Raw genomic sequence first — 23,781 nt, 5'->3', positions numbered from 1 at the left:
CTCAGCGTAGCGGGGAAAAGGAGACGGGCGACAACATCCGCGTTGTCTGCAGATGAAGAAGATCGCCGACCATAGCGAGATAGGCCTGCCAGCGCGGATCGGCCAGCATCCTCGTGCGACGCGCCTGTCGGTCGTCGAGGCTCTCGAAAGACCACCAGGCGACGACGTGATTCAGCTCGCCGATCTCAGTGGTGAAATAGCCGTGGAATGCGCCGAGATATTCAAGCTGGAGCTGCAGCCCATGCTCTCGATAGGTTTCCACGAAGGCGGCGAGCTTGCCAGGCTTGATCGTGTAGTCGCGTTCCTCAACGATCACGGGTTCGTCCTTTCCTTCAGAGTCCAGTCTGCCGCCGTGGACGGTCGGCTCCGCCAGCGACGAAGAGCGCGGATGCGCCGTGCGACCTGAACCGTCGCGGCATGGAACGGCGCGCGGGCTCGGACCGGCTCCCTACTGGTTTGGGCCCAATCATGGAGTGTGCGCCAGTCGATCGGAAACATCGCTAGCCGCCCTGCTCGTTCAGGAATGCGGCGACGCGGTCGGCGAAGGGACTGGGATCGGTGCGGGGATGGAAATGCGCGCCCTGGAGTTCGCTGAAGGCTGCATGCGGGATCAGCGCCGCCAGTCTGCGCGCGTGGTGGATGGGAATGAGGGCGTCGTCGCGCGCGCCGATGATGAGCGTCCGCTGGGCGATCTGGTGGAGCTCCGCGGACCGGTCGAAGTCGAGCAGCATGCGGACCCGCGCCGCAGCGACCTTGAGGGGAGCAAGAGCGGCGCCGGCCGCCACGACCGCCTTGCAAAGGTCCGCCTCATGGGCGTCGAACCAGGCGGCATCGTAGCCGAACACATGCGTGAGCTGTTGGTAGGCGGCGCTCATCCCAGCATCGAGCAGCGCGGCGCGGGCCTCGAAGGCCGCTCGGAACCGCGCATCAGACCGGTCCCAACTGCCGCTGATCACGAGGGAGCGCGCGCGCCCGGGCGCGTCGAGCGCGATCGTCTGGACGATGGCGCCGCCCGTCGAGTGACCGATGAGATGCGCCGCGTCGCAATCCTCCGCGTCGAGCACCGCAAGGACGTCGCGGGCGATCCCGCCGATGCTGTACGGGCCCGGCGGGCGGGCGCTGCGGCCGGCGCCGCGGTGATCCACCACGATCAGATCGAAGCGGCCGACGAGCCGCGCCACGACTCCGGTCCAGAACCGACCGTCGCCGCCGAGCCCGGGAATGAGAACCACCGGCGGCCCGGACCCCGTCCGTTCGTAGTAGAGTTCGCAACCGTCGGCTGCCGTGATCGTCGCCATGGCGGGCTCCTCAGCCGGAGGTCGGCCAGGTGTCGCCGACCCGGAAGCCGAGCGGGAACGGATCGGATGGGTCGAGGACGTATTGATGGAAGGCCGTGATCCACCCTTTGCCCGTGATGGTCGGCAGGATGGCGGGCTTGCCGCCGACCTCGGCGACGCCGCGGATGCGACCGATGAATTCGGTCCCGATCAGGCTCTCGTGCACGAAGGTCTCGCCCTGCGCGAGCTGCCCGCGCGCGTGCAGCACGGCGAGGCGCGCGCAGGTACCCGTGCCGCAGGGCGAGCGGTCGTGCCGCCCGGGCGACACGATCACCGTGTTGCGCGCCCGCTTGCCCTCCGGCGTCGTTTGCAGCGGACCGGCGAACAGGGTTTGGTTGATGGTGTGAATCTCAGGGTTTTCCGGGTGGACGCAGGGGATCTGCACGGCCGCCGCGCGCTTGATGCGCTCGCCAACCTCCACGAGCTTGGCGGCTTCCGAATTGTTGATCTTGAAGCCGAGGCTCTGTGCGTCGATGATGCAATAGATCATCCCGCCATAGGCCACGTCGACCTTGATCCGCCCTAGACCCGGCACATCGACCTCGGCGTCGAGCGCGAAGACGAACGCGGGCACATTGTCGAAGGTGACGCTGACGCATTTGCCGTCCCGGCATTCCGCGGTGACGGGCACGAGGCCAGCGGGCGCTTCGAGGGTGAGCTTCGTCACAGGCTCGACCATCGGGATCATCCCCGTCTCCAGCAGCGCCGTGACCGTGCAGATCGTGTTGGTGCCGGACATCGGCACGTAATAGTCGGCCTCGATGATCACAAAGCCCACGTCCGCCGCTGGATTTGTGGGCGGCAGCACGAGGTTCACGCATTGGTTGACCTTGCCGCGCGGCTCGTTAAGCAGAAACTGGCGGAGGTCGTCCGCGTGTTTCTCCACATATTGCATCTTCTCGAACATGGTCTTGCCCGGCACGTCGCGGACGCCGCCGGTGATGACCTCGTTCAGCTCGCCGCAGGCATGGGCGCCGACCACGGTGATCATTCGGGAAAAGCGCATAGTGACCTCTCAGTATTGAGTGTGGATGGGGAGGGTTGGGGCGCGCCAGCGCGCTCCTGCCGCCGGGCGATGCCGTCGAGTACGGCGATCAGGGCCTCGGGCGTGGCGCAGGGCGTGGCGCCGACACCCGCGATGTCGCGCGTGACGTCGACCGGCAGGCCCGAATTGCTGTCGTCCGGCACCTGGTTGAGGCGGCCGCCAATACAGAGAGGTAGATCCGCGGCCGCCGCCGCCAGCGCGTCCCGTACTTCGCGGGCGTAGCGGAGCGCGATGCCGTTGTAGGTGCTGACAGCGACGGCGTCCGCGCCGCCCCGCAGCGCGCGCGCGACGAGGTCGGCGGCGTCGACCGAGGTCCCACCGTCGATGATGGCGAGGCCGAGGCCGGCGAGAACCTCGTCGATCAGCATCTTGCCGTGCTCGTGGACGTCACTGGCGCCGACGCAGACTTTGATGCCGCTTGCACGCAGGCGCTCGCGCACGGGGGCTGGGGTCAGCGCCACCCAGCCGCCGGCCGCGCGGCGTAGGTCCTCGACCCATTCGGCGGGGATCAGCGCTTTGCGGCCGCCCCAAGCGTCGGAATCGGAAGCGCCGGGGCCGTAGAGCGCCTCCAGCCGCTTGGGTCCGATCCGGCGCAGCGCGAGCATTAGGGCAGCCGGATCGGCAGTGTCGACGCCGGCCGCTCGGAGGCCGTCCAAAACCCGGCCAGCAAATCTTTGCGCGCCGTTGACGAGGATGTCGGCGTTGCGATCGACCTCGGCGAACGAGACGAGGTCGAACGAATCGGCGGCATGCGCCACCATTCGCGCCGCGAAGACCTGTGCGTCGATGATCTCCTCGACGTCGGGAATGCGCTCGTTCTCCGACACCGGCACGGGGTTGATGGCGTGGCCTGTATGGTGGCGGCGCAAGGCCCAGATATCCGCCTGGAGGTAACTCGCGAGGCTGGCGAAATTGCCGCCCGGGGTCGAGCGGTAGCTCACAGTATTTCCGAAAATCATGGTGCCGGGCCCGGCGGTCACCTTGGCCAGCGCTCGGTGGAAGGCGAGCCGCATGGCGGGCGCCGTGAAGTGATGGCCAAAGCAATGGCTCGTGCGCGCGCCGATCAGGGTTTCGACGATGTGCTTTTCGATCAGCACCATACCGAGCGTCGCGCTCATGTCGGCAAACAGCCCGGCAAAACCATCGTCGAGGTTGGAGTGGACCATGATCTCGACGGGCTGGGCGGCGATCAGGCCGAGCGCTTGCACGGTCGCCTCGGTCGTGGCCACGTCATCGTCCCATTCAGGCAGACGGAACGTGAAATATTGCCCGAGGTTGCCGATCGCCGTGGCGCCGGCTGCGAGCGCGTGTTTCGTATTGTCGAGCGCACCGGGCAGGCCGAGCATGAAATCGCCGAAATGGGCCGCCGCCGGCGCCGCATGCGCGATGCGCGCAAAATCCTCCGGGCCGTCGAGCACGATGCCGGTGCCTTTGGGACGACCGGCGCGACTCAGGGCCGGGTAGCCCATCGACCAGTCGAGCGTGATGCCGAAACGATCGACCGTCACGCCGCGGGCGCCGCAGGTGTCGAAGACCTCCGCAATGGCGCCGACGGTCCGATCGACGCTTCGGAACCCGATATGGGCATGCTGCATGATCCGCCCTTCGGCCGCGGCGGCGCGCTTGTAGTCGGCCTCGCAGGCCGCCCCGGCCCGATCCAGGAAGGGCGTCCGGCCGACCCGCCAGTCGCGCGCGAGCGCGCGGCCCTCGGCCACGAGTTCCCAGCCGGGGCGCAGGTTCGGCGGCGTAAGCGCCGCACGATCGAGTGGGGCGGCAGGCTCAGGCAAGCTGGAAGCCCAGAGCGAGCGGGTCGCGCGGGTCCACGAAAATCGTGTTGTGGCCGATAACCCGCGCCCAGCCGCCGATGCTCGGACGGATGGCGGGGCGGTCCGCGACGCGGGCCTCGCCCTCGACGCGGCAATGGAACAGGGTGCCAATGATGCTTTCGTGCACGAAATCATCGCCAATCTTGAGCAGGCCCTTGGCGACGCGCTGCGCCATACGGGACGAGGAGCCCGTGCCGCATGGCGATCGATCGATTCCCTTGGCGCCGTAGAAGACCGCGTTGCGGGCATGGGCCTCACGATGTTTGGGCTTGTCGGCCCACATGACATGGCTGACGCCGGCGATCCGGTGATCCTCCGGATGGACGGGGGCCACCGCGTCCTGCACTGCCGTGCGGACGATCGGGCTCCATTTCAGAATGTCGTCTGCGCTCATCGCGTCGAGTCCAGCCCAATTCTTCTGTGGCTCGATGATGGCGTAGAAATTCCCACCGTAGGACACGTCGACCACGAGTTCGCCGAGGCCAGGCGCCGCGACCTTAACCTCCGCAGCGTGGAGATAACTCGCGATGTTGTAGAGCCGAACCCTGTCGATGAAGCGTCCATTACGCTCATAGGTCACCTCGACCCGGCCGGCCGGGACCTCCAGCGCGAGACGCCCCTCGACCTTCGGAGTCACGAAGCCCTCCTCGAGCGCCACCGTCACGGTGCCGATCGTGCCGTGGCCGCACATCGGCAGGCAGCCGCTGACCTCAATGAACAGAACGCCCAGGTCGCAGTCCGCCCGCGACGCCGGGTAAAGGATCGAGCCGGACATAACGTCGTGACCGCGCGGCTCGAACATCAGGGCGCGCCGCACCCAATCGTGCTCGGCGAGGAATATCTGGCGCTTCTCGGCCATGTCGACGGCCGGTAGGACCGGCGCGCCGCCCGCCACCACGCGGACTGGATTGCCGCAGGTGTGCGCGTCGATGCAAAGGAAGGTGTGAGGATGGGTGGGAGCGGTCATGGTCAGGCGAACCGTGCGACAGAGAAGGGGGAGAGATCGACCGATGGCGCGCGTCCGATCGCGATGTCGGCGACGAGCCGGCCGGTGGTGGGGCCGAGGGTCAGCCCCAGATGGCCATGGCCGAAGGCATAGACGACGTCGCCCCGCCGCCGCGAGCGGCCGATGACGGGCAGGCTGTCGGGCGTCGCGGGCCGATGACCCATCCAGCGCACGGCGCCGCGCGGATCGAGATCGGGCAGGTAGCGGCGCGCCAGCGTCACCAGGGCGTCGCTCCGCCGGAAGTTCGGCTTGGCGTCGAGCCCCGCAAATTCCGCGGCGCCGCCTATGCGCAGGCCGATCGCCAGAGGCGTGGCGACGAACTGCCGTTCGGCGAAGATCACCTCTCGAGACAGCGTGACGCCGGGTGAAGGAAGCGTCGCATTGTAGCCGCGCTCGCTTTCGATCAAGACGGGGTCGCCGACCGTGCGCGCGATGCGGCCGGACCAGGCGCCAGCCGCCACGACCAGGGTGTCGAATGCGACGCGATCGCCTTGCGCGGTGACGACGGCGCGGCCCTCGATGCCTGTCGCCTCCAGCGGCAGCATCGCGACCCCTCGGGCCAGAAGCTGTTCGCGCAGCCGGTCGACGATGCGCTTGGGATCGGAGACATGCGACCATTGCGGCGTGACAACCGCGCGGGCGCTCATAGGGGCGAGCGCGGGCTCAAGCCGGCGGGCCTCCGCCGCGCTGATCGTCTCCACTTCGATGCCATGCCGCCGACGCATCGCGTGGGCTGGCGCATCGCGTTGGAAGCCGGCCTCGGTATCATAGACCCAGAGCGCGCCGACGCGGTGCAGGTCGGTCGTGAGGGAGAGTTCCTCCAGCAGCGACAGCATGTCGTCATAGACGGGCGCGAGCAGAGCCGCGAGGGCCCCAGCGATCCGCGTCGTTTCGGCGGCGGTACCGCTGCGCAGGAAGCGCGCGAGCCAGGGCAGCAGGTGCGGCAGATGGGCGGGGCGGAGCGACAGCGGACCAAGCGGATCGGCGAGCCATTTCGGGATCCGCCAGATCAGGCCGGGCGCAGCGGCCGGCAGAATCTCGGTGACGCCCAATCCACCTGCATTGCCGAACGAGGCCTTGTCGCCGGCGGGATCGCGGTCGATCACCGTGACGCTGTGGCCGTCGCGAAGCAGCGCGCGCGCTACGCTCAGGCCGATGATCCCGGCGCCGATCACCACGATGTGCGAGGGGGCGCTCACAGGACCACGGGCGCGAGAAGGCGCCGCACGGCGGCCGCGAGGCTCGCCGCCGTCAGCGCCGACGTCTTGGGATTGGCCGGCGAGGGCCGGTTGGCGAAGCGCATGGCGGCCGACCCGAGCTCGCTCTCCGCCTCGATCTCGTGCGTGTTGAGCGAGACGGCCGGATCGGCCACCACCCGGACAACCACGGGCGCGGGCGCCGCGGCCAACGCCACGGTGAGGCCGGCGTTGAGATTGCGCGGATACAAACGCGCCGCCTCGAAGGCCCCGCCCTCGAACAGGACGACCTCCGCGGCGAGAGTTTCTGGATCATGGCCCGCCGCGGTGAGTTCGGTACGCCAGGCGGCCGGCGGTTTTCGTGTGGTGTAGCGGACGGTAGCGCCGGCGCACCCGCGCAACGCTGCCAGATAGTCGAGCCCCCCGAGCGCCCCAGCCGGCACGATCAAGCGCCCGCCCCCGCGTCGCGCCGCTGCCTCCAGGCGCTCGAAGAGCGCGGGATCGCCCAGCGCTCCGGTGGAGGCCGCCACGACCGTGATGCCGGCGCCGAGCAGTACGGGCGCTGCATCGCGCAGGGCCGCCTGCCCCGCGGCCTCGACGACGACGACTGGGCATGCAGCCATCAGCGTCTCGACGTTCTCAACAACCCGGATCTCCGCCGGCACGGTGGGGCGCGAGGTCGAGCCCGCGCGAAGCTGCACGATCACGGCGTAACCCTCGGCGGTCAGACGGGCCGATAGGTCGCGCCCGATCGCGCCGAAGCCGATGATGCCCACAGAGGTCCGCGTCGCCATAGGGTTGGTCACCAGGCTGTGTAGCCGCCGTCGATCGTCATCGAACTGCCGGTGGCGAAGGAGGCCTCGTCCGACGCCAGCCAGAGGATCGCAGTGGCGATCTCGTGCGGCTCGCCCCAGCGGTTGGTGGGCGCCCGGGCCTTCAGCTTGGCCAGGAACGTGGTGGGATCCTCATGGGTCTCGACCATCTTCTCGTAATAGCTCGACCAGATCACGCCGGGCGCCACGCTGTTGACGCGGATATTGTCCGTCGCATGGTCGAGCGCCATCGCGCGGGTCAGCGCCGCGACGCCGCCCTTTGATGCGACATAGGCGACCCGGTCGGGAATGCCGACGCTGGCGATCGTGGAAGCCGTGTTCACGATGGCGCCGCCGCCCTGCGCAATCATAGGCGGGACGGCGTATTTCGAGCACAGGAATACGCCCTTCAAATTCACGGCCATGAGGGCGTCCCACTCGTCCTCCGGCGTGGTAACGACGTTGCCGCGGATGCCGTAGCCGGCGTTATTCACCAGGATGTCGAGGCGGCCGTGGCGCGCCAACGTGTCGTCGATCATGGCCTTTACCTGGGCGCCGTTGCTGACGTCCACTGTGAAGGCGGACGCGGCGTCGCCAAGTTCTCGCGCAACGGCCGCGGCCTTGTCGCCGTCGCGATCCGCGATCACCACCTTGGCGCCCTCGCGCACGAAAAGCGTGGCCGTGGCCTTGCCAATGCCGGCCGCCGCGCCCGTGATGAGGGCGATCTTGTTCTTGAGGCGCATGGCGGGCTCAGGGTTGACGCTGGTCGGCGGGCTGGGCCGCGAAAACGGTCCGCCGCTCGATTTCGAGAACGTTGGTTGGCCGCTGGAACGGTTCCGGATCGGGCTCGTTGTCCTGGCGCGGCCGCCCGATCATGCGGAAGAAATCCTCCAGGCCGTTGGGGACGATCAGCCACACGAAGCTCATCTCCTCCTCGCCCTCGTTAATGAACATGTGGCGGCGATTCTTGCCGATGAAGAAGGCGGAGCCGGGCGCCATGGAATGGTTCTCGCCATCGATGACGGCGCGGCCCTTGCCGCGCACCACATAGATCGCTTCCTCGTTGCGGTCATGCGCGTGCTCGCGGACGTAGCCGCCGACCGCCACTGTCTGGGTGCCGAGCCCGATCGGATGTTCCATCGCCACCCGATGCGGCGCGAAGATCACCTCAATGTGGCCGTTGGCAGGAACGGGCTGCCAATGGCTTTCAGCGGTTCCGGGCTGGACGACCAGTATCTCCCCCAACGTACCGCGAACCGGCGCGTCGGCTGCCTGTGCGACAGTAGATTGAGTCAACGACGCTCTCCTCATAATTGGATACTATTTCGAGAATAGTCTCGAGATTTCCGTGTTTCAAGTGCATAAAATAGGCAATTTATGCTGAAAATGCCCATAAATTGGGGTTGATACGGCCAAGGCCATCGATATGATATCCAATATGGCGAAAGAAATTGTCCCCAAGTCGGTGCGCACGTCGTTGACCGAGCAGATCACGACCGAGCTGCGCCGTCGCATCCTCAATGGCCAGCTCGCCGAGGGAACGACGCTGCGTCAGGAGCGGCTCGCGACGGAACTTGGCGTCTCACGCATCCCCCTCAGGGAGGCCATCCGTCATCTCGAGGCGGAAGGCCTCGTCGTCTCCGAACTGCATAAGGGCACAATCGTCTCCTGCTTGTCGCCAGACGAACTTGAGGAATTGTTCGGCATCCGCATGCGACTCGAGACCTGGTTGTTCGAGGCCGCGATCCCGCGCATGTCGCAAGCCGACTTCGACCAGGCCGAGGCCCTCATCGAGGAAGCCTCGAAGACCGGCGACGTCAGCAACTGGGGCGAACTGAACTGGCGGTTCCACGAGGCCCTCTACCGGGCGAGCGGAAGCCGCATCACGTTGAAGCTCCTGCGCTCTGTGCATGACAATGCGGCGCGCTACGTCAATCTGCAGCTGATGGTCATGCAGGACGTCGAGCGAGAATTGTCGGACCACCACGCAATGCTGGCCTATGCGCGCCTGCGCGACGTTGAGCGCGGTGTCGATATGCTGCGCCGCCATATCGCGCGCGTGTCCCGCAACCTGATGGCGTCGCTGTCCCGCGGCGCTGAGGAAGGCCTGAAACATATCGCCTGACGGCTGGTCGCCTCGCCGGCGGGCGGTCGCTTCGTATCGAATGGAAAGGAAAATCCAACATGCGTTTCGTGACCTTGACGTTGACCACCACGCTCCTTGCGACGCTATCGGGCGCAGCCTACGCCGACATTACGATCGGCAGCGCCGGACCGCTCACCAACTCGGAGGCCCTCTTTGGCGCCACCTGGATGAACGGCATGGAGCTGGCCCTACGCCAAGCCAATGACGCCGGCGGCATCGGCGGGCAGAAGCTCGTGCTTCAGCGGGAGGACGACGGCGGCGACCCCAAGCAGGGCACCCTGGTGGCCCAGAAGCAGTGCGACAATGCTGGCATGCTCGCAGTGATCGCCAACTTCAATAGCGGCGTCACCATACCGTCCTCCGACGTCTACCACCGCTGCGGCATGCCGCAGGTGACGAACTCGTCCAATCCGAAAGTCACCAAGGGCGGCTACGCCAATTTATTCCGGCCCATCGCCAACGACCTCTCGCAGGGCGCGGCTCCGGCCGATTACGCGCTGAAGACGCTCGGGGCCAAGAAGGCCGCCATCGTGCATGACAAGCAGGCCTTTGGGCAGGGCGTCGCGGAAGTGTTCCAGGACGTCTTCAAGAAGGGCGGCGGCGCCATCACCTCGTTCAGCGGCGTGGCCCAGACGGATGTCGACTTCAGCGCGCTGCTGACCACCATCAAGAGCGAGAATCCCGACGTCATCTATTTCGGCGGCATCATGCCGGCCGTCGGCCTGTTCGTGAAGCAGGCGCGCGAGTTTGGCATTACAGCCAAGGTGTTCGCAGCCGATTCCGCCTTCACGCCAGATTTCATCCAGGGAGCCGGCCCCGAGAACGCCGAGGGCGCCATCGTGTCCTTCCAGGCCCCGCCCTACGATTCCTCGCCGCAGCTGCAGGATTTCGCCAAGGCCTACAAAGCGGCCTTCAAGGAGGATCCCGGCCCCTATTCGGCCTATGGGTACATGGAAGCCCAGGTCGTGATCAACGGCATCAAGGCCGCGGGAGCCTCGCCGAAACGCGACACGATCGTCCCCGCCATCGCCAAGAGCGACTTCGACAGCCTCGTCGGCCACGTCTCCTTCCAGCCCAACGGCGAGCTGAAGCAGCCCTTCATCTTTCTCTACACGGTGAAAGGTGGCAAGTTCGAGCTGCTCAAGTAAGGGGGGTCAGCGATGGCGACGCTCGTCCTTCAGCAGTTGATCAATGCGCTGACGGTCGGCGCCATCTACGCGCTGATCGCCCTCGGCTACACGATGGTCTACGGCGTTCTGCGGCTGATCAATTTCGCCCATAGCGAAATGTTCACCGCCGGCGCTTTCGTCGCCCTCTTCGCGGCGGGCCTGCTAGGCGGCGTCACGGGTCATCCCGGCGTCGCGCTGCTGGCCGGGCTCGCCACCTTCGTGGCCATCGGTCTCCTCGGCGTCTCGGTCGAGGCGGTCGCCTATCGGCCGCTGCGGGGCACGTCGCGGCTCGCGCCGATGCTGTCGGCGCTGGGCATGGCGGTGGTGATCCAGAACGTCGTGATGCTGGCGGGCGGGCGCCGCCCGCTCATCTATCCCTCCTTCCTGCCCCGCGGCGTCATCAACGTCGCGGGCGCCATCGTGAGCTACAAGCAGCTCGCGATCCTCGCCGTGGCGTTGGTGCTGATGGTCGGGCTCGAGCTTCTCGTCAACCGCACGAGCCTTGGCGTGAAAATCCGTGCGGTGGCCGAGAGCGCCGAAACGGCCTCGCTCGTCGGCATCAACCCAAACCTGCCGATCGCCCTTATTTTCTTTGTCGGGCCAGGCCTCGGCGCGGTGGCGGGCATTCTTTATGCCTCCTATTATGGTGTCGCGACCTTCTCAATGGGTTTCGTCATCGGGATGAAGGCCTTCACGGCCGCGATCCTGGGCGGCATCGGCTCGATCCCCGGAGCCGTATTGGGCGGCCTGCTGCTCGGCGCCATCGAGACCTTCGCCACCGCCTGGATGCCGGCTCTGACCCACGGGGTCATCGGCACTGAATATCGCGACATTTTCGCGTTCTCGGTGCTGGTCCTCATACTGCTGTTCCGCCCCTCCGGCCTGCTCGGCGAGCATGTCAGCGAGGAGACCATGGTCTACAAGCGTGACTTCTGAAGTCGCCATAGCCCCGATCGGCCGCCGACCCGTCATCCGCGCCCTAGCCGCGATGGCGCTGATGCCGATCGCGGTGGTGGTTGTCGGCGTCTTCCTTCCCGCCTATCCGCTGCGCATCCTCGACCTCGTCCTGCTCTACGCCATTCTCGGCATGGGGCTGAATATCGTGGTCGGCTACGCCGGCCTGCTCGATCTCGGATACGTCGCCTTCTACGCGATCGGCGCCTACACCTACGCGCTGCTGGCGTCGCCTCAATTCGATCTGCACCTGCCATTTCTGCTGATCCTCGCGATCGGCGCAGGCCTCGCCGCGCTGGCGGGGGTGCTGCTCGGCATCCCGGTGCTGCGGCTGCGCGGCGATTACCTCGCGATCGTGACCCTTGGTTTCGGCGAGATCATCCGCGTGCTGATGAACAATCTCGACTGGATGACCAACGGGCCGCAAGGCATCGCCCGGATCGATGAGGCGAGCCTGTTCGGCTGGCGTGTGTCGACGCCGGTCGACTTTCTCTACCTCCTGGTGGGCCTTGCGGTGCTGACGTTCCTGTTCGTCTGGCGCCTGCAAGAGAGCGCCTTGGGGACCGCATTGGCGGCTGTCCGCGAGGATCAGGATGCAGCGCGCGGCTGCGGCATCGACACCACCGGGGTAAAGCTCATCGCTTTTGCGACCAGCGCCACCATTGGGGGCGTGGGCGGCGTCGTCTTCGCGTCCATGCAGCGTTTCGTCAGCCCCGAGAGTTTCACCTTCTGGGAATCCCTTTCGATCGTGCTCGTCGTCGTCGTGGGCGGTCTGGGCAATCCATTCGGCGTGATGCTCGGGGCCGGCCTGCTGGTCCTCGTGCCCGAACTGCTGCGCGCCTATGCCGATTACCGGCAGCTCCTCTTCGGCGTGGCCCTCGTGCTCGTCATCCTGGCCCGGCCGATGGGCCTCATCCGTCGCGAATACGGACCGAGTTGGTTCGCCCGCAAGCTGATGGCGCGCTGACGATGCTCATCTTCGATCATGTCACCAAGCGCTTTGGCGCCAATGTCGCGATCGACGACGCCTCGCTCACGATCCGGCCCGGCGTGATCACCGCCGTGATCGGCCCGAACGGAGCTGGCAAGTCGACCCTGGTCAATATGGCGGCAGGCTCGTTTCGCGCGACGAGCGGGCGCATCCTCCTCGATGGCGTCGAACTGCAGGGTCTGCCGAAATACAAGATCGCCCGCGCGGGTCTGAGCCGCACCTATCAGAACATCCGGCTTTTCGATGGCCTTTCGGTGTTGCAGAACCTCGAGGTCGCCTTGGTCCCGCGCTCGTTGCCGACGCTGATCGCGCAGGCGTTCTGGCTTGGCCCGGGCGCCGGCGCGGAGGTCCGCGACACCTGCATGGCCGTGCTCCAGCGGCTGGGCATCGCTCATCTTGCGGAGCGGCAGGCGGGAAGCCTCGCCTACGGGCAGCAAAAGATCGTGGAACTGGCGCGCGCGGTAGCGGCGCGCCCGCGCGCGATCCTGCTCGACGAGCCGGCTGCCGGCCTCAATCACGGCGAAACGGACGAGTTGAAGGCCCATATCCAGACTCTGCGAGGACCCGAACTCGCGATCGTGTTGATCGAGCACGACATGAGGCTCATCATGTCGGTGTCGGACGATATCTACGTCATGAATCGCGGCGCGGTTCTGGCCCACGGGAATCCTGAAGCCATTCGCGACAACCCGCAAGTGCAGGAGGCATATCTTGGCCAACCCGGAGCGATGGGGAACATCGAAGCCGCTGCTCGCGGTCGACGCAATCGAGTCCGGCTACGAGCGGGTGAAGGTCTTGCATGGGGTCAGTCTTGAACTCTTTGCAGGCGAGGTCGTCTGCATTATCGGCCCGAATGGCGCCGGCAAGACGACCCTGCTGCGCACCGTCAGCGGACTGTGCCGCCCGATCGCCGGCCGCATCGCCTTCAAGGGCGAGCCTGTTCAGGGCGCCAAGCCCTTTCAGATGGCCCGCCGGGGTCTTGGCCATTGTCCCGAGGGACGGCGCGTGTTCCAGCACCTCTCGGTCGAGGAGAACCTGATTGCGGGGTTTCTGCCGGGTCGTGGCAAGAGCCGTGCGGAGCTCTTCGAAGAGGTTTACAGCCTGTTCCCGATGCTGGGCGAGCGGCGGACGCAATCGGCAAGCCGTCTGTCGGGCGGCCAGCAGCAAATGCTCGCCGTCGCCCGGGCGCTGATGGGCAATCCCGAACTTCTGCTGCTCGACGAGCCCTCGCTCGGGCTCGCGCCCATCGTAATCCACCAGATATTCGAGATCGTGATCCGGCTTGCCGAACGCGGCGTCTCGATCATCCTGGTCGAGCAGAACGTCGACCTCTCGTTTGAGATCGCCGATTTTATCTACGCCTTTGAACATGGTCGCGTGCATTGCGCGGGGCCGGCCGATACGCTGCGTGGCGATGAGCGGGTGCGCGACTTGTACCTGCCTCGCGTGGCCTAGCGTAGGCGCGGGGGGCGGCTCCAGCGGAGTGACTGCCCGACCCGACTGAGATCATCAATTGGAACACGTCATCGAAAGGTCGCCGCCATGGAAGTCCTCAACCACGCTGACCATCCACTCGAACGATGGCGCGATGGCGTGATGACGCAGATGCGGATGTCACACCTGTTCGGCGGCCGTCAGCTCTGTATCTTCGATCAGTTCTGCGATCCCGGTCTCGGGGCCCCCACGCACGTCCACGCCGTCGAAGAAGTCCTGGAAGTGATTTCGGGCAGCGCCGAAATATGGGTGAACAGCGAGAAGTCGGTCGCCGGCGCAAATCAGTCTGTCCTTATACCGGCAGGCGCGTCGCATGGCTTTCGCAACATCGGAACTGAAACGTTGCACGTCCGCGCGACGCTTGCCTCGTCGATTTTCGAGGCTCAGTACGACAGTTCGAAGGAAACCAGCCGCCGTTGGTCGCCGACGCACGCGGCTATAGGTTGAGAACGCGCGAGCCCAGCCTCTCGCCTGCCGTCGCCAAGCTCGCGCTCGTCGCCTTGATAGTAAGGCTGCCAATGGCGAGGGTCCGCGAGCATCGCTTCTTCCATTGCTTGCCGCAAATTCGAACGCGCATCGCCGGTCGGTTCAGTCGCGATCATATCGAGGCCGTATAGGGCTTCCCGTAAGGCGAAGGTCAGTTCGGGTCCGACCTTCAAGATTGCGAAGCCAGTCCTGACGAGACCGTCAAGCGCATATTGCGGCTGATAGTCGGTGGAGTGCGCTTCGAACGCGAAGCCGGGCAGGTCGTAGAGTGCAGCACTCAGATCGCGCGCTGTCGTCTGGTCAAAGACATGGACCCAGTTATCCCCAAACTCGACACTTGGCTGCACGACAGCCGCAATAGCCCTCGAAAATGCGCCTTGGAGATTCAGCTTCGCGAAGGCATCTCGATGAACCTCGATCGTCCGGCGGACGGCATCGGAGCTGGTGATATCGATTGCATGGGAAGCGCTGACTGCCCCGCCTGGAAAGGGACTTCGGCGCCGATGACATAGATCGGCTTGCTTACAGCACCGGCCTCGGAGACGGCTGCTAGCGTTGCCGCGCGCCCGGTGGTGAGTTCGTCTGGGAGTGCTGGGGGCTCGCCAAGACAACCCATGCTGGCGTCGTGATGAATCTTCTCGAACCCCGCCCGAACGTAGGCTTCGACCATCATGGCCGCCTCATGCATGGCCTCTTCCGCCGCATGGTGCTTCCAGGGGTTTGGACCTAGGTGATCGCCCCCAAGGATCAGGCGCGAGGGATCGAAGCCGACCTTGTGAGCGGTGCCGTCCACCAATCTTCGAAAGTCGGCCGGCGCCATGCCAGTGTAGCCGCCGCGATGGTTGACCTGATTGTAGGTCGCCTCGATCAGTGCTGGCGCGCCACTCCCCATAGCCTGGCGCAGCGGCGCCTCGATCACCAGCGGATGTGCGGAGCAAACCGATGTGACGCCTCGGCCCGTCGAGGCGCCAGTCAATGCCCGCCATGATCTTGCGAGCTATTCCGATCGCATCGCGATCACTTCCGGCCTCACTCGCTGGCTCAGCGTCTTCCGTTAGGCCGTCCGCCTCCCTACCACTTTTCTGCACACCATTCCGGCGTGCGGACAAACGAGGAGATCATCATGCTTTCAGGACGCTTGGCTTTCCGCTGACGCAACTTTGGAGCGTCTGCGCCCATGCGGCTTGGATGCGACCGCCGTTTTCGAAAGCACGGCCTCGATGGTGTGGCCAGTTTTTTCGTAGTGACCGGTGAGAGCGCTCAGCGCTTCGGCGGATCGACGGCCGATTGTCGCCGCCATGATGACTTCGTGCTCGCCCATGACGTCCCTAGCCGAGCTGTTTTCTCGAAACAGGGTGGGTCGGCGATAACGCTCGGACTGCATGTAGAGCTTGGCGGCGATCTTCAGCAGCGACGGCGAGCCACATCCTGCAATCAAGGCGGTGTGGAAGTCGGCATGCCGATGCTCCAACTCTTCATGGGCCGCCGCGTCCGAACTGATCCGCTCCGAACTCCGGCGGAGCGCATGAAAGGCGGCGAGAATCGCGGCCTCCCAGAAATCATCTCCCTTGGCGATGGACCGCCGCAGAGCTTCGCGTTCGATCAGAAGACGGGTCGAGATCAGGTCCCACATCTCGTCGAGCGACACTGGCGCCACCCTGAAGCCTCTTAAGCTCGACAGCACGACCAGATGATCCGAGCTTAGGCGCGTCAACGCCTCGCGGATCGGGGAGAAACTCAACCCGTATCGCTCCTTCAAGGCTTCGAGGCGCAGGGGCTGGCCAGGATCGAACGCCCCGTCAAGGATGTCCCTGCGGAGTACGGAATAGGCCCGGTCCGCGAGCGAGACTTCGTGGTTGTCGGCCAAGCTCCGTTGAATAACGCTCATTTTATCGCTTCCATGAATCCCGGCTTACGGCCATTGAATATTTTATGCAATATCATTTTTTTATAAAATATGTTGACATAATGGGGGGCTGCCGTGCTTCACTGCCCGCGATCTCAGGAGATGATCATGTCGAGCGAGCGCGAGAACCACCGGGAAGATATTGCCGGCAGGGCCAATGTCGAAGATACGCCCGAGTTGCTGGCCTATTACAATGAACTCGATAGCCTCGACGCCGGCGCGCTCTGGACCGTCGCCAACAAGATCGAACCGTGGCAGCCAAAATCCAGTTCTGAGGCGGTACTGTGGCGTTACAAGGACCTGCGCGAGCATGTCCTTCGATCGGTGGATCTGGTGACGCCGGAGAAGGCGGGCCGGCGGGTCATCTATCTCAATAATCCCGGTCGTCGCGATGTGTCCGCCGCCGTCGGCTGGCTGTATTCTGGTCTTCAGGTGATGAATCCCGGCGAGCGCGCTTCCGCTCACGCCCATTCGGCTTCCGCGCTTCGCTTCATCATGGAAGGAACCGGCGCTTATACGATCGTCGACGGGCACAAGATGACGCTCGGCCGGAATGATTTCGTTCTCACGCCCAACGGCACGTGGCACGAGCATGCCGTGGAGGAAAGCGGGACGCCGTGCATCTGGCAGGACGGACTCGACATCCCGCTCGTGAATTGCCTGGAGGCCAACTTCTACGTCGTTCATCCGGATTTGACCCAGCCGGCAACTTTTCCGGTCGACGACATGTCCCACGCGTGGGGGGCTCCGGGCCTTCAGCCCATCGATAATGCGTGGTCGCAGGGCTATTCGCCCCTTCTCAAATACGAATGGGGCCCGACATATGAGGCGCTTCTGCGCTACTCCAAATCGACCGACGGTTCGCCCTACGACGGCGTGATGATGCGTTACATCAACCCAAGAACCGGCGGTCCGGTAATGCAGACCATCGGCGCCAGCATGCAATTGTTGCGGCCGGGAGAACGGACCAAGGCGCATCGGCACACCGGCAGCTACCTCTACCAATGCGCTAAGGGCGAAGGATATTCGATCATCGACGGCAAGCGGTTCAATTGGGGCGAGCGCGACATCTTCTGTCTCCCCGCATGGACGTTCCATGAACATGGCAACGCCTCGAACAGCGAGGACGCTTGTCTGTTCTGCTTCAACGACCTTCCCGTGATGACGGCGTTGGGGCTGTATCGTGAGGAAGCCTACGGCGACAACGGCGGTCATCAACCACAGTGAGCGGCGAAAATCTCTCTGGGCCGAGACGGAACGCTGGCGCCTTTTCGAGGAGCCTTGAACCTCGCGGCGCGGACCTTCCGATTGATCTGAAGCCGATCCAGACGATGTGGGACAGATGAAACTTGTTACTTACCGACGATCGATCGAAAGCCGAGCCAGGCTCGGAGCGCTGTCCGACGGCTTCGTCGTGGATGTCGAGGCGCTTGGGGCCGGCAGCGATTTAAAGCTGCCGTCCAACATGCTTGAATTCATCAGCAGAGGCCCTGCTGTGACGCGAGCGACTGCCCGGATTCTGCAGAAAGGTTTGGATGACTGGCCGATCGAAGCGGTCCTGCCCCTTTCCAATGTCCGGCTGCTCGCGCCTATCCCCGTCCCGCGCAAGAACATCTTCGGGATTGGGTTGAACTATGTGGAGCATGTCGCGGAATCGAGTCGCAGCCTCGACACGTCCAAAGACCTGCCCAAGCAGCCGGTTGTCTTCAGCAAGCCGCCCACGACCGTCATCGGCCCGGGGGACGCCATCCAGCATGACGCGGCCATCACGCAGCAATTGGATTGGGAGGTCGAACTGGCGGTGATCGTCGGCCAGACAGCGCGGCGGGTCGGTGTGGACCAAGCTCTCGATCACGTCTTTGGCTATAGCGTGATGATCGACATCAGCGCGCGTGACTGCCGCCGCGCCGGTCAGTGGATCGTGTCGAAGGGACAGGACACTTTCGCACCGTTTGGCCCCTGCATCGTGACGGCGGACGAAATGACCGAGCCGCACGGTCTCGAACTTTGGCTCAGAGTCAATGGCGTGGAGAAGCAAAGATCCAATACCCGACATATGCTGTTTAAGATCCCCGAACTCATCGCGGACCTCTCATCCGTCATGACGCTCGAACCCGGCGACATCATTGCGACAGGAACGCCCGATGGCGTTGGTGCGGGACGGACGCCGCAGGAATGGTTATGGCCCGGCGATGTCGTCGAGGCTGGGATCGAAGGAATCGGGTCGATCCGCCATCCGGTTGTCAGAGCCTGACGATTCACTTCACAGCAATGAAGGGCCGGTACCTGGATGCGCAGTTTCGATTTCGAATCGATGACCGCCGAGGCCTGCTACAGACTTATGGTCTCGAGCATCGTTCCCCGGCCTATCGCCTGGGTTGTCAGCCGATCGGGCGCTGGCGTGCTCAACGCGGCTCCCTATTCATTCTTCAATATGATGGGCTCGGAGCCGCCGATCCTGGCCATCGGCGCGCTGCCTGGTCGCATCGGACACAAGGATACGGTGGCCAACGTCATGGAAACGGGCGAGTTCGTCGTGAATCTCGTACCTGACAAGATGAAGGAAGCGATGAACGCCACGTGCATCGACGCCCCTCCTGAGATTGACGAGTTGGCTCACGCCGGAATCGAGACGACGCGCAGCACGAAGGTCGGGCCGCCGCGCGTCAGAGACTCGCCTGTGGCGTTCGAATGCCGGACGCTCCAATTGATCGAAACTGGCCCCTGCCAGACGCTCATCCTGGGTCAAGTCGTCATGGCGCACTTCGCCGAGGCGGTTTTGATCGTCGGCGACCGACCGCGCGTGCAGACGGAGGCGATGAACCTCATCGGGCGCATGCACGGCGCGGACATGTACGTTCGCACGACGGACCTTTTCTCCATGCCGCGTCCGGTTTGGCCCGCAAGTTCGGCCCGCTAGTTGCCGAGAAGGAGATTGACTATGTCGACATCGGTGTGCGTCGCCGTCGTACGGCGGACCATTGTTTCGACGGCGGACTGAGTTTATGCCCGACGCTCCGATCTATGACGCCGACTTCTACTCAAACGATTTCATACGAAATCCTTGGCCGCACTACGCCCGGATGCGGGAACTCGGGCCGGTGGTTTGGCTGCCGCGACACGAGAATTTCGCGCTGGTCCGTCATGCCGAAGTGGCCGACGCCTTGAGGGATCATGACACGTTCATCAGCGGCCGCGGCGTCGCCGCTGATCCGCTCGCCAACGAGGTCACGCGTGGAAACTCCGCGGCATCCGACGGAGCGCGGCACCACGCCATCCGGCAAGCGACTTCTGCTCCGCTGTTGCCAGGCGCGCTTGATCAAATTCGCCCGCTCATCAACGAATCGGCGGAACAGCTAATCGATCGACTTGTCGCCGTAGGCGACTTCGAAACGATGCGCGACTTGGCGACTCATTTGCCTCTCACCATCGTCCGGGACCTCGTCGGGCTACCCGACTACGGCCGCGAGAACATGCTGCGCTGGGCCAATGCGACTTTCGATTTGCTCGGCGTGCAGAACGCTCGCGGCAAGGCCGCGCTCGCCGTTTTCCTCGAGCAACGCAGGTTCGCACAGACGCAAACGCCTGCAATGCTCAAATCAGGAAGTTGGACGCGCCGCCTATTCGATCTTGTCGATGAGGGCGCCCTACCCGCCGAACTCGCGCCGGTGTCGATGCGAGATTATCTGAACCCCAGCCTGGACACGACGATCTCGGCGACGGGCCAGTTGATCTGGCGACTCGGGAAGAATCCGGACCAATGGGCGCTGCTGCGCGCGCGTCCAGAATTGGCGCGCAGTGCGGCGAACGAGGCTGTCCGCATGGCCTCGCCGGTACGCTCGTTCTGTCGCCACACAGCGCGCGACGTCGAGGTGAGCGGCACGATGATCCCGGAAGGCGCGCGCGTCATGATGGTGTTCGCTTCGGCGAATCGGGATGAACTTGTCTTCGAGAGGCCGAACGATTTCGACATTACCCGCAACCCACGCCACCATCTCGGCTTCGGCAGCGGCATTCACATGTGCGTCGGGATGCATCTGGCGCAAATGGAGATGATCGCGCTTCTCGAAGCCATGATCCCGCGCGTCGAAGCGATTGAGGTCGGCGAAGCCATTGTCGGCCTCAACAACACCATCTACAGCTTTTCATCCTTGCCGACCAAGTTCATTCCCCTATCGGCAGCATCGGAAAGCTGGAGGTCGAAACAAGCCCTCGAAGCCCCTTGGGCGGAGCTAACGCCGCTCATGGGTCGCGTCATCGCGCGCGAGCGGCTGACGGACGACACGATGAGCTTCGAGATCGAGCCGGCGGGCGGCGACGTCTTCCCATCTTGGTCGCCCGGCGCGCACATCGATATCCATGTCCGGGACGGGGTCGTTCGGCAATACTCTTTAACGGGACCGACAAAGCTCGGGCGCTACCTTATCGCGGTGCAGCGCGACCCCCAATCACGCGGCGGCTCCGAGGCCATCCACGCGAAGTTTGAGACCGGCGGCGCGGTCAGGCTGTCGCGCCCTCGCAATCATTTTGCGCTCGATGAAACAGCCAGCCGCTACCTCCTCTTCTCCGGCGGCATCGGCCTGACGCCTATCCTCGCGATGGCCTGGCGGCTGCACGAACTCGGGCGAGCGTTCACCTGGCACGCTTCGGCGCGCAGCAGATCTCGGCTGGCCTGGGCCGAACAAATCGAGACGCTGCCGTTCCGGGAAGACATTCGACTACATTTCGACGACGGCGGCGCCGAGCAGGCGCTCAACGCGGCCTCGGAAATACGAAATGCGCCGGCCGGCGCGCTGATCTATATCTGCGGCCCTCGCGGCTATATGGATTACGTCGCGGGAGCCGCGCGCATTGCTGGAATCCCAACCGAGCAAGTGCGCCAGGAGCACTTTGGGGCGGAGATCGACGTCAACGGCGACCCGTTTACCGTCATGGCCGCAAGATCAGGGCGCCGAATCGAGGTTGGCCCGGCCGAGACCATTCTCGCGGCGGTCACTCGAGCCGGCTATCGCGTTGAGACAGGTTGTCGGAATGGCGTGTGCGGTAGTTGCCTGACGCGCGTTATCGAGGGTCGGCCGGATCACCGCGATATGGTGCTGACAGATGCGGAGAAAGCCGAGAACGACAGAATAGCCGTCTGCTGTTCGCGATCTAAAAGTAGAGTTATCGTACTGGATATTTGATCTCTTCGGGCACGAAACGGGGAATAAGCGGGCGGCGCGCTAGTCAATCGCAACGCATCCAGTAATTTGCGGCCTCGTGCGCGCGACAGCGCGGTTTAATAACGCCCTTTCACCAAGGCGCAGCCGGACGAAACGCAGGCATTCCACTCACAATTTTATACGAGTCGCAACGGCCATAGGCTATCCCTCGGCGCCGCCTCTCGAACGCTCTATCATTAGCTCGGTCAAAGACCTACAACGTCGATTGGCGTCGAGCTCCCCGCCGATTAATGGCCGGATCGACGTTGAGTCACACACTTCGTCGCAGTGACGCTTCAATCTCGCCGCTGGAGGACCTGTCCATGGCGCCGTTGCCCTTCGCGCCCCTCGAATATGAGAATCGTCTGACTAAGATTCGACGGGAGATGTCGAATCGAGGACTGGATCTGCTGATCGTCAACGATGTCGCCAATCAGCATTACATCACCGCTTACGACGGCTGGTCGTTCTATACGCCGCAGGTGGTTCTGGTTCCGGCGGTCGGCGAGCCGGTCTGGATCGGCCGAGCCATGGATGCGGCAGGCGGCAGGCTCACCGCCTGGATGAAAACCGAAAATATTGTGGGATTTCCGGAAGACCATGTTCAGCAGCCGGACCGTCATCCAATGGACTGGATCGGACAATGGATCGCCGCGAAAGGCTGGGGCAGCGGCCGGATCGGCATCGAGCTCGAAGCCTATTATTACTCGGCCAAGGCGCATGCGCGGCTGACGACGGCATTGCCGAATGCGCAATTCATCGATGCCGATCTGCTCGTCAATTGGATTCGCGCGGTAAAGTCGCCGGCCGAAATTGCGTATTTGCGCCAGGGCGCCTGTCTGGCCGAAGCCGCTGTCCGGAAGGCTTACGAGATCATCGAACCGGGCGTTCGAGAATGCGACGCCGTCGCGGCGATTCAGGCGGCTCAATATGGCGGCCATCCGGACTTTGCCGGCGATATTACGGCGTTGCCGCCGACGATTCTGGCCGGAGAGAACGCGTCTGCGCCGCATGTCATGTGGAGCAATCGTCGGTTTGCAAAGGGCGAGACGGTCGCGTTGGAACTGGCCGGGGCGTGTCGGCGCTATACCGCCGGCCTCGCCCGGACCATGCAGCTCGGCGACAAGCCACGTCAGGTCGCCGATGTGGAAAACGCCGTCCTCGAAGGCATGGACGCCGTCCTCCGCGCTATGAAACCCGGCGCGCACGCCCATGACGTCGAGGCGGCATGGCGCGACGCGATCGGACGCCATGGCCTCAAGAAGGAATCGCGGATCGGCTATTCCATCGGCGTCGCTTATCCGCCGGACTGGGGAGAGCACACCATCAGCTTGCGGCAGGGCGACCGCACCGTGCTGGAGCCCGGCCATGTCCTGCATGCGATTCTCGGCATGTGGATGAATGGTTGGGGCATCGAGATCAGCGAGACGATCCTCGTCACCAAAACGGGCTGCGAGACGTTGACGAACCTGCCGCGCGACATCTTCGTCAAAGCTTGAGGAACGAAAATGCCGGACCGGACCACCAATGTTCCCGGGCTCGACCAGGCTTTGCTCGCCGAGATGATCACCGCGCGACGACATCTGCACGCCCATCGCGAGCTGTCGAACGAGGAGCGGGAAACCCAAGCCTTCATCCGTAACCGGTTATGTGAACGTGGGCTCACGCCGCGGCCTGTCCCGGGCGCCGGCATTGTCGTCGATGTCGTCGGCGAAGCGGGGCTATCCAATCGAAAGCTTGCGCTGCGGGCAGACATCGACGCCTTGCCGATTGTAGAGGCAAGCGGTCTCTCATTCGCCTCGACCCGCCTTGGCGTCACGCACGCATACAATCATGGCGCACATACCGCCGTGGGGCTGGGCTCCGTGTCGACGAAAACGCCATGGCGCTCGGGACCGCCGTGCTCGGCAGACGGCAGTAAGGTTTATCAGTCGATCGATCGCCTGATTGCCGTTGACGGTTGAAGCCGATCCCGTGCAGGCTTCGATGTGGACGCCCTTGGTCGTCTCCGCGAGCAAGACCATGCGAACGCTTTGTTCGATGATGCGCGCGAACATCGGCGACACGGAAGATCGATCGCCCGTCACAGGTCTCGTCCGTCGTGCACGTCTGGTGCTCTGCACCGCCGTTGGTTCCTGTCGCGAGAACAAGCGCTTGAGTCGGCGTTGCCGCCGCTGTATTCGGATGGATATATCGCGAAAAGAACGAGGAC

The 23,781-nt window shown here is 64.4% G+C and carries 23 protein-coding genes and 1 pseudogene; 13 read left to right on the top strand and 11 right to left on the bottom strand.

From position 1 onward, the window contains the following. Position 1: 1 nt before the first annotated feature. The 9 genes from GSQ90_RS30955 to GSQ90_RS30915 form a co-directional block, all read right to left on the bottom strand. Positions 2-316 carry an NIPSNAP family protein gene (locus GSQ90_RS30955; protein ID WP_158818845.1) on the bottom strand — a complete coding sequence of 105 codons (315 nt, stop codon included), beginning with the start codon at positions 314-316 and terminating at the stop codon, positions 2-4. A gap of 184 nt (positions 317-500) precedes the next feature. Then, positions 501-1,298 carry an alpha/beta fold hydrolase gene (locus GSQ90_RS30950; protein WP_158818844.1) on the bottom strand — a complete coding sequence of 266 codons (798 nt, stop codon included), beginning with the start codon at positions 1,296-1,298 and terminating at the stop codon, positions 501-503. 10 nt (positions 1,299-1,308) lie between these two features. Next, positions 1,309-2,343: a proline racemase family protein gene (locus tag GSQ90_RS30945; protein ID WP_158818843.1), complete on the bottom strand. Its 1,035-nt coding sequence runs from the start codon at positions 2,341-2,343 to the stop codon at positions 1,309-1,311. Further along, positions 2,325-4,169, bottom strand: coding sequence for a cobalamin-dependent protein (locus GSQ90_RS30940; protein WP_158818842.1), 1,845 nt, complete (start codon positions 4,167-4,169; stop codon positions 2,325-2,327). Before GSQ90_RS30940 ends, GSQ90_RS30945 begins: the two co-directional genes overlap by 19 nt. Beyond that, a complete protein-coding gene (locus GSQ90_RS30935; protein WP_158818841.1) occupies positions 4,162-5,175 on the bottom strand; it encodes a 4-hydroxyproline epimerase in 1,014 nt (337 codons plus the stop codon). The genes GSQ90_RS30940 and GSQ90_RS30935 overlap by 8 nt, the downstream gene beginning before the upstream one ends. 2 nt (positions 5,176-5,177) lie before the next feature. Continuing rightward, entirely contained in the window at positions 5,178-6,413 is a 1,236-nt protein-coding gene (locus GSQ90_RS30930; RefSeq protein ID WP_158818840.1) for an FAD-binding oxidoreductase, read from the bottom strand. Further along, positions 6,410-7,204 (bottom strand): aspartate dehydrogenase, encoded by a 795-nt coding sequence (locus tag GSQ90_RS30925; protein ID WP_158818839.1) that lies wholly within the window; start codon positions 7,202-7,204, stop codon positions 6,410-6,412. The genes GSQ90_RS30930 and GSQ90_RS30925 overlap by 4 nt, the downstream gene beginning before the upstream one ends. 8 nt (positions 7,205-7,212) lie before the next feature. After that, positions 7,213-7,965 carry an SDR family oxidoreductase gene (locus GSQ90_RS30920; protein WP_158818838.1) on the bottom strand — a complete coding sequence of 251 codons (753 nt, stop codon included), beginning with the start codon at positions 7,963-7,965 and terminating at the stop codon, positions 7,213-7,215. A 7-nt stretch (positions 7,966-7,972) separates the two neighbouring features. Beyond that, on the bottom strand, positions 7,973-8,533 hold the full coding sequence (locus tag GSQ90_RS30915) for a cupin domain-containing protein (RefSeq protein WP_158818837.1): 561 nt from the start codon (positions 8,531-8,533) through the stop codon (positions 7,973-7,975). A 127-nt stretch (positions 8,534-8,660) separates the two neighbouring features. Here GSQ90_RS30915 and GSQ90_RS30910 point away from each other — a divergent pair, with 127 nt between their 5' ends. The 7 genes from GSQ90_RS30910 to GSQ90_RS30880 all read left to right on the top strand — a co-directional run bounded on the left by GSQ90_RS30910 (position 8,661) and on the right by GSQ90_RS30880 (position 14,423). Next, a complete protein-coding gene (locus GSQ90_RS30910; protein WP_158818836.1) occupies positions 8,661-9,347 on the top strand; it encodes a GntR family transcriptional regulator in 687 nt (228 codons plus the stop codon). Between the two features lie 80 nt (positions 9,348-9,427). After that, a complete protein-coding gene (locus GSQ90_RS30905; protein ID WP_246731853.1) occupies positions 9,428-10,516 on the top strand; it encodes a branched-chain amino acid ABC transporter substrate-binding protein in 1,089 nt (362 codons plus the stop codon). 12 nt (positions 10,517-10,528) lie between these two features. Continuing rightward, positions 10,529-11,473 carry a branched-chain amino acid ABC transporter permease gene (locus GSQ90_RS30900; RefSeq protein WP_158818834.1) on the top strand — a complete coding sequence of 315 codons (945 nt, stop codon included), beginning with the start codon at positions 10,529-10,531 and terminating at the stop codon, positions 11,471-11,473. Next, positions 11,463-12,458 carry a branched-chain amino acid ABC transporter permease gene (locus GSQ90_RS30895; RefSeq protein WP_246731852.1) on the top strand — a complete coding sequence of 332 codons (996 nt, stop codon included), beginning with the start codon at positions 11,463-11,465 and terminating at the stop codon, positions 12,456-12,458. Before GSQ90_RS30900 ends, GSQ90_RS30895 begins: the two co-directional genes overlap by 11 nt. 2 nt (positions 12,459-12,460) lie before the next feature. After that, positions 12,461-13,297, top strand: a complete 837-nt coding sequence (locus GSQ90_RS30890) for an ABC transporter ATP-binding protein (RefSeq protein WP_158818833.1) — start codon at positions 12,461-12,463, stop codon at positions 13,295-13,297. Beyond that, complete coding sequence (locus GSQ90_RS30885) at positions 13,269-13,937, top strand: ABC transporter ATP-binding protein (RefSeq protein WP_158818832.1); 669 nt, start codon at positions 13,269-13,271, stop codon at positions 13,935-13,937. Before GSQ90_RS30890 ends, GSQ90_RS30885 begins: the two co-directional genes overlap by 29 nt. A gap of 87 nt (positions 13,938-14,024) precedes the next feature. Continuing rightward, positions 14,025-14,423 (top strand): cupin domain-containing protein, encoded by a 399-nt coding sequence (locus GSQ90_RS30880; protein WP_158818831.1) that lies wholly within the window; start codon positions 14,025-14,027, stop codon positions 14,421-14,423. Here the strand turns inward: GSQ90_RS30880 and GSQ90_RS30875 are convergent. Together GSQ90_RS30875 and GSQ90_RS30870 are read right to left on the bottom strand one after the other, a co-directional pair. Next, positions 14,360-15,381: pseudogene (locus tag GSQ90_RS30875) on the bottom strand (class II D-tagatose-bisphosphate aldolase non-catalytic subunit). The gene GSQ90_RS30880 and the pseudogene GSQ90_RS30875 sit on opposite strands and share 64 nt — an antisense overlap. A 210-nt stretch (positions 15,382-15,591) precedes the next feature. Then, the gene (locus GSQ90_RS30870; RefSeq protein WP_158818830.1) at positions 15,592-16,350 is read right to left on the bottom strand and encodes a GntR family transcriptional regulator; all 759 of its coding nucleotides are present in this window, start codon (positions 16,348-16,350) and stop codon (positions 15,592-15,594) included. A gap of 126 nt (positions 16,351-16,476) precedes the next feature. Between GSQ90_RS30870 and GSQ90_RS30865 the strand changes: the two genes are divergently transcribed. The 6 genes from GSQ90_RS30865 (at position 16,477) to GSQ90_RS30840 (ending at position 23,533) form a co-directional block, all read left to right on the top strand. Continuing rightward, positions 16,477-17,595 carry a cupin domain-containing protein gene (locus tag GSQ90_RS30865; protein WP_158818829.1) on the top strand — a complete coding sequence of 373 codons (1,119 nt, stop codon included), beginning with the start codon at positions 16,477-16,479 and terminating at the stop codon, positions 17,593-17,595. Positions 17,596-17,710: 115 nt separating this feature from the next. After that, complete coding sequence (locus GSQ90_RS30860; protein ID WP_158818828.1) at positions 17,711-18,622, top strand: fumarylacetoacetate hydrolase family protein; 912 nt, start codon at positions 17,711-17,713, stop codon at positions 18,620-18,622. Between the two features lie 36 nt (positions 18,623-18,658). Beyond that, positions 18,659-19,288, top strand: coding sequence for a flavin reductase family protein (locus tag GSQ90_RS30855; protein ID WP_158818827.1), 630 nt, complete (start codon positions 18,659-18,661; stop codon positions 19,286-19,288). 85 nt (positions 19,289-19,373) lie between these two features. Beyond that, on the top strand, positions 19,374-21,551 hold the full coding sequence (locus GSQ90_RS30850) for a cytochrome P450 (protein ID WP_158818826.1): 2,178 nt from the start codon (positions 19,374-19,376) through the stop codon (positions 21,549-21,551). A 341-nt stretch (positions 21,552-21,892) separates the two neighbouring features. Further along, complete coding sequence (locus GSQ90_RS30845; RefSeq protein WP_158818825.1) at positions 21,893-23,068, top strand: M24 family metallopeptidase; 1,176 nt, start codon at positions 21,893-21,895, stop codon at positions 23,066-23,068. 9 nt (positions 23,069-23,077) lie between these two features. After that, on the top strand, positions 23,078-23,533 hold the full coding sequence (locus tag GSQ90_RS30840; RefSeq protein ID WP_158818824.1) for a hypothetical protein: 456 nt from the start codon (positions 23,078-23,080) through the stop codon (positions 23,531-23,533). Positions 23,534-23,781: the final 248 nt, after the last annotated feature.

The sequence above is a fragment of the Methylocapsa sp. S129 genome, assembly GCF_009765995.1.
Taxonomy (GTDB): Bacteria; Pseudomonadota; Alphaproteobacteria; order Rhizobiales; family Beijerinckiaceae; genus Roseiarcus.
Note: the sequence above shows the minus strand (reverse complement) of the source record. Positions and strands in the feature narration are given on the sequence as shown.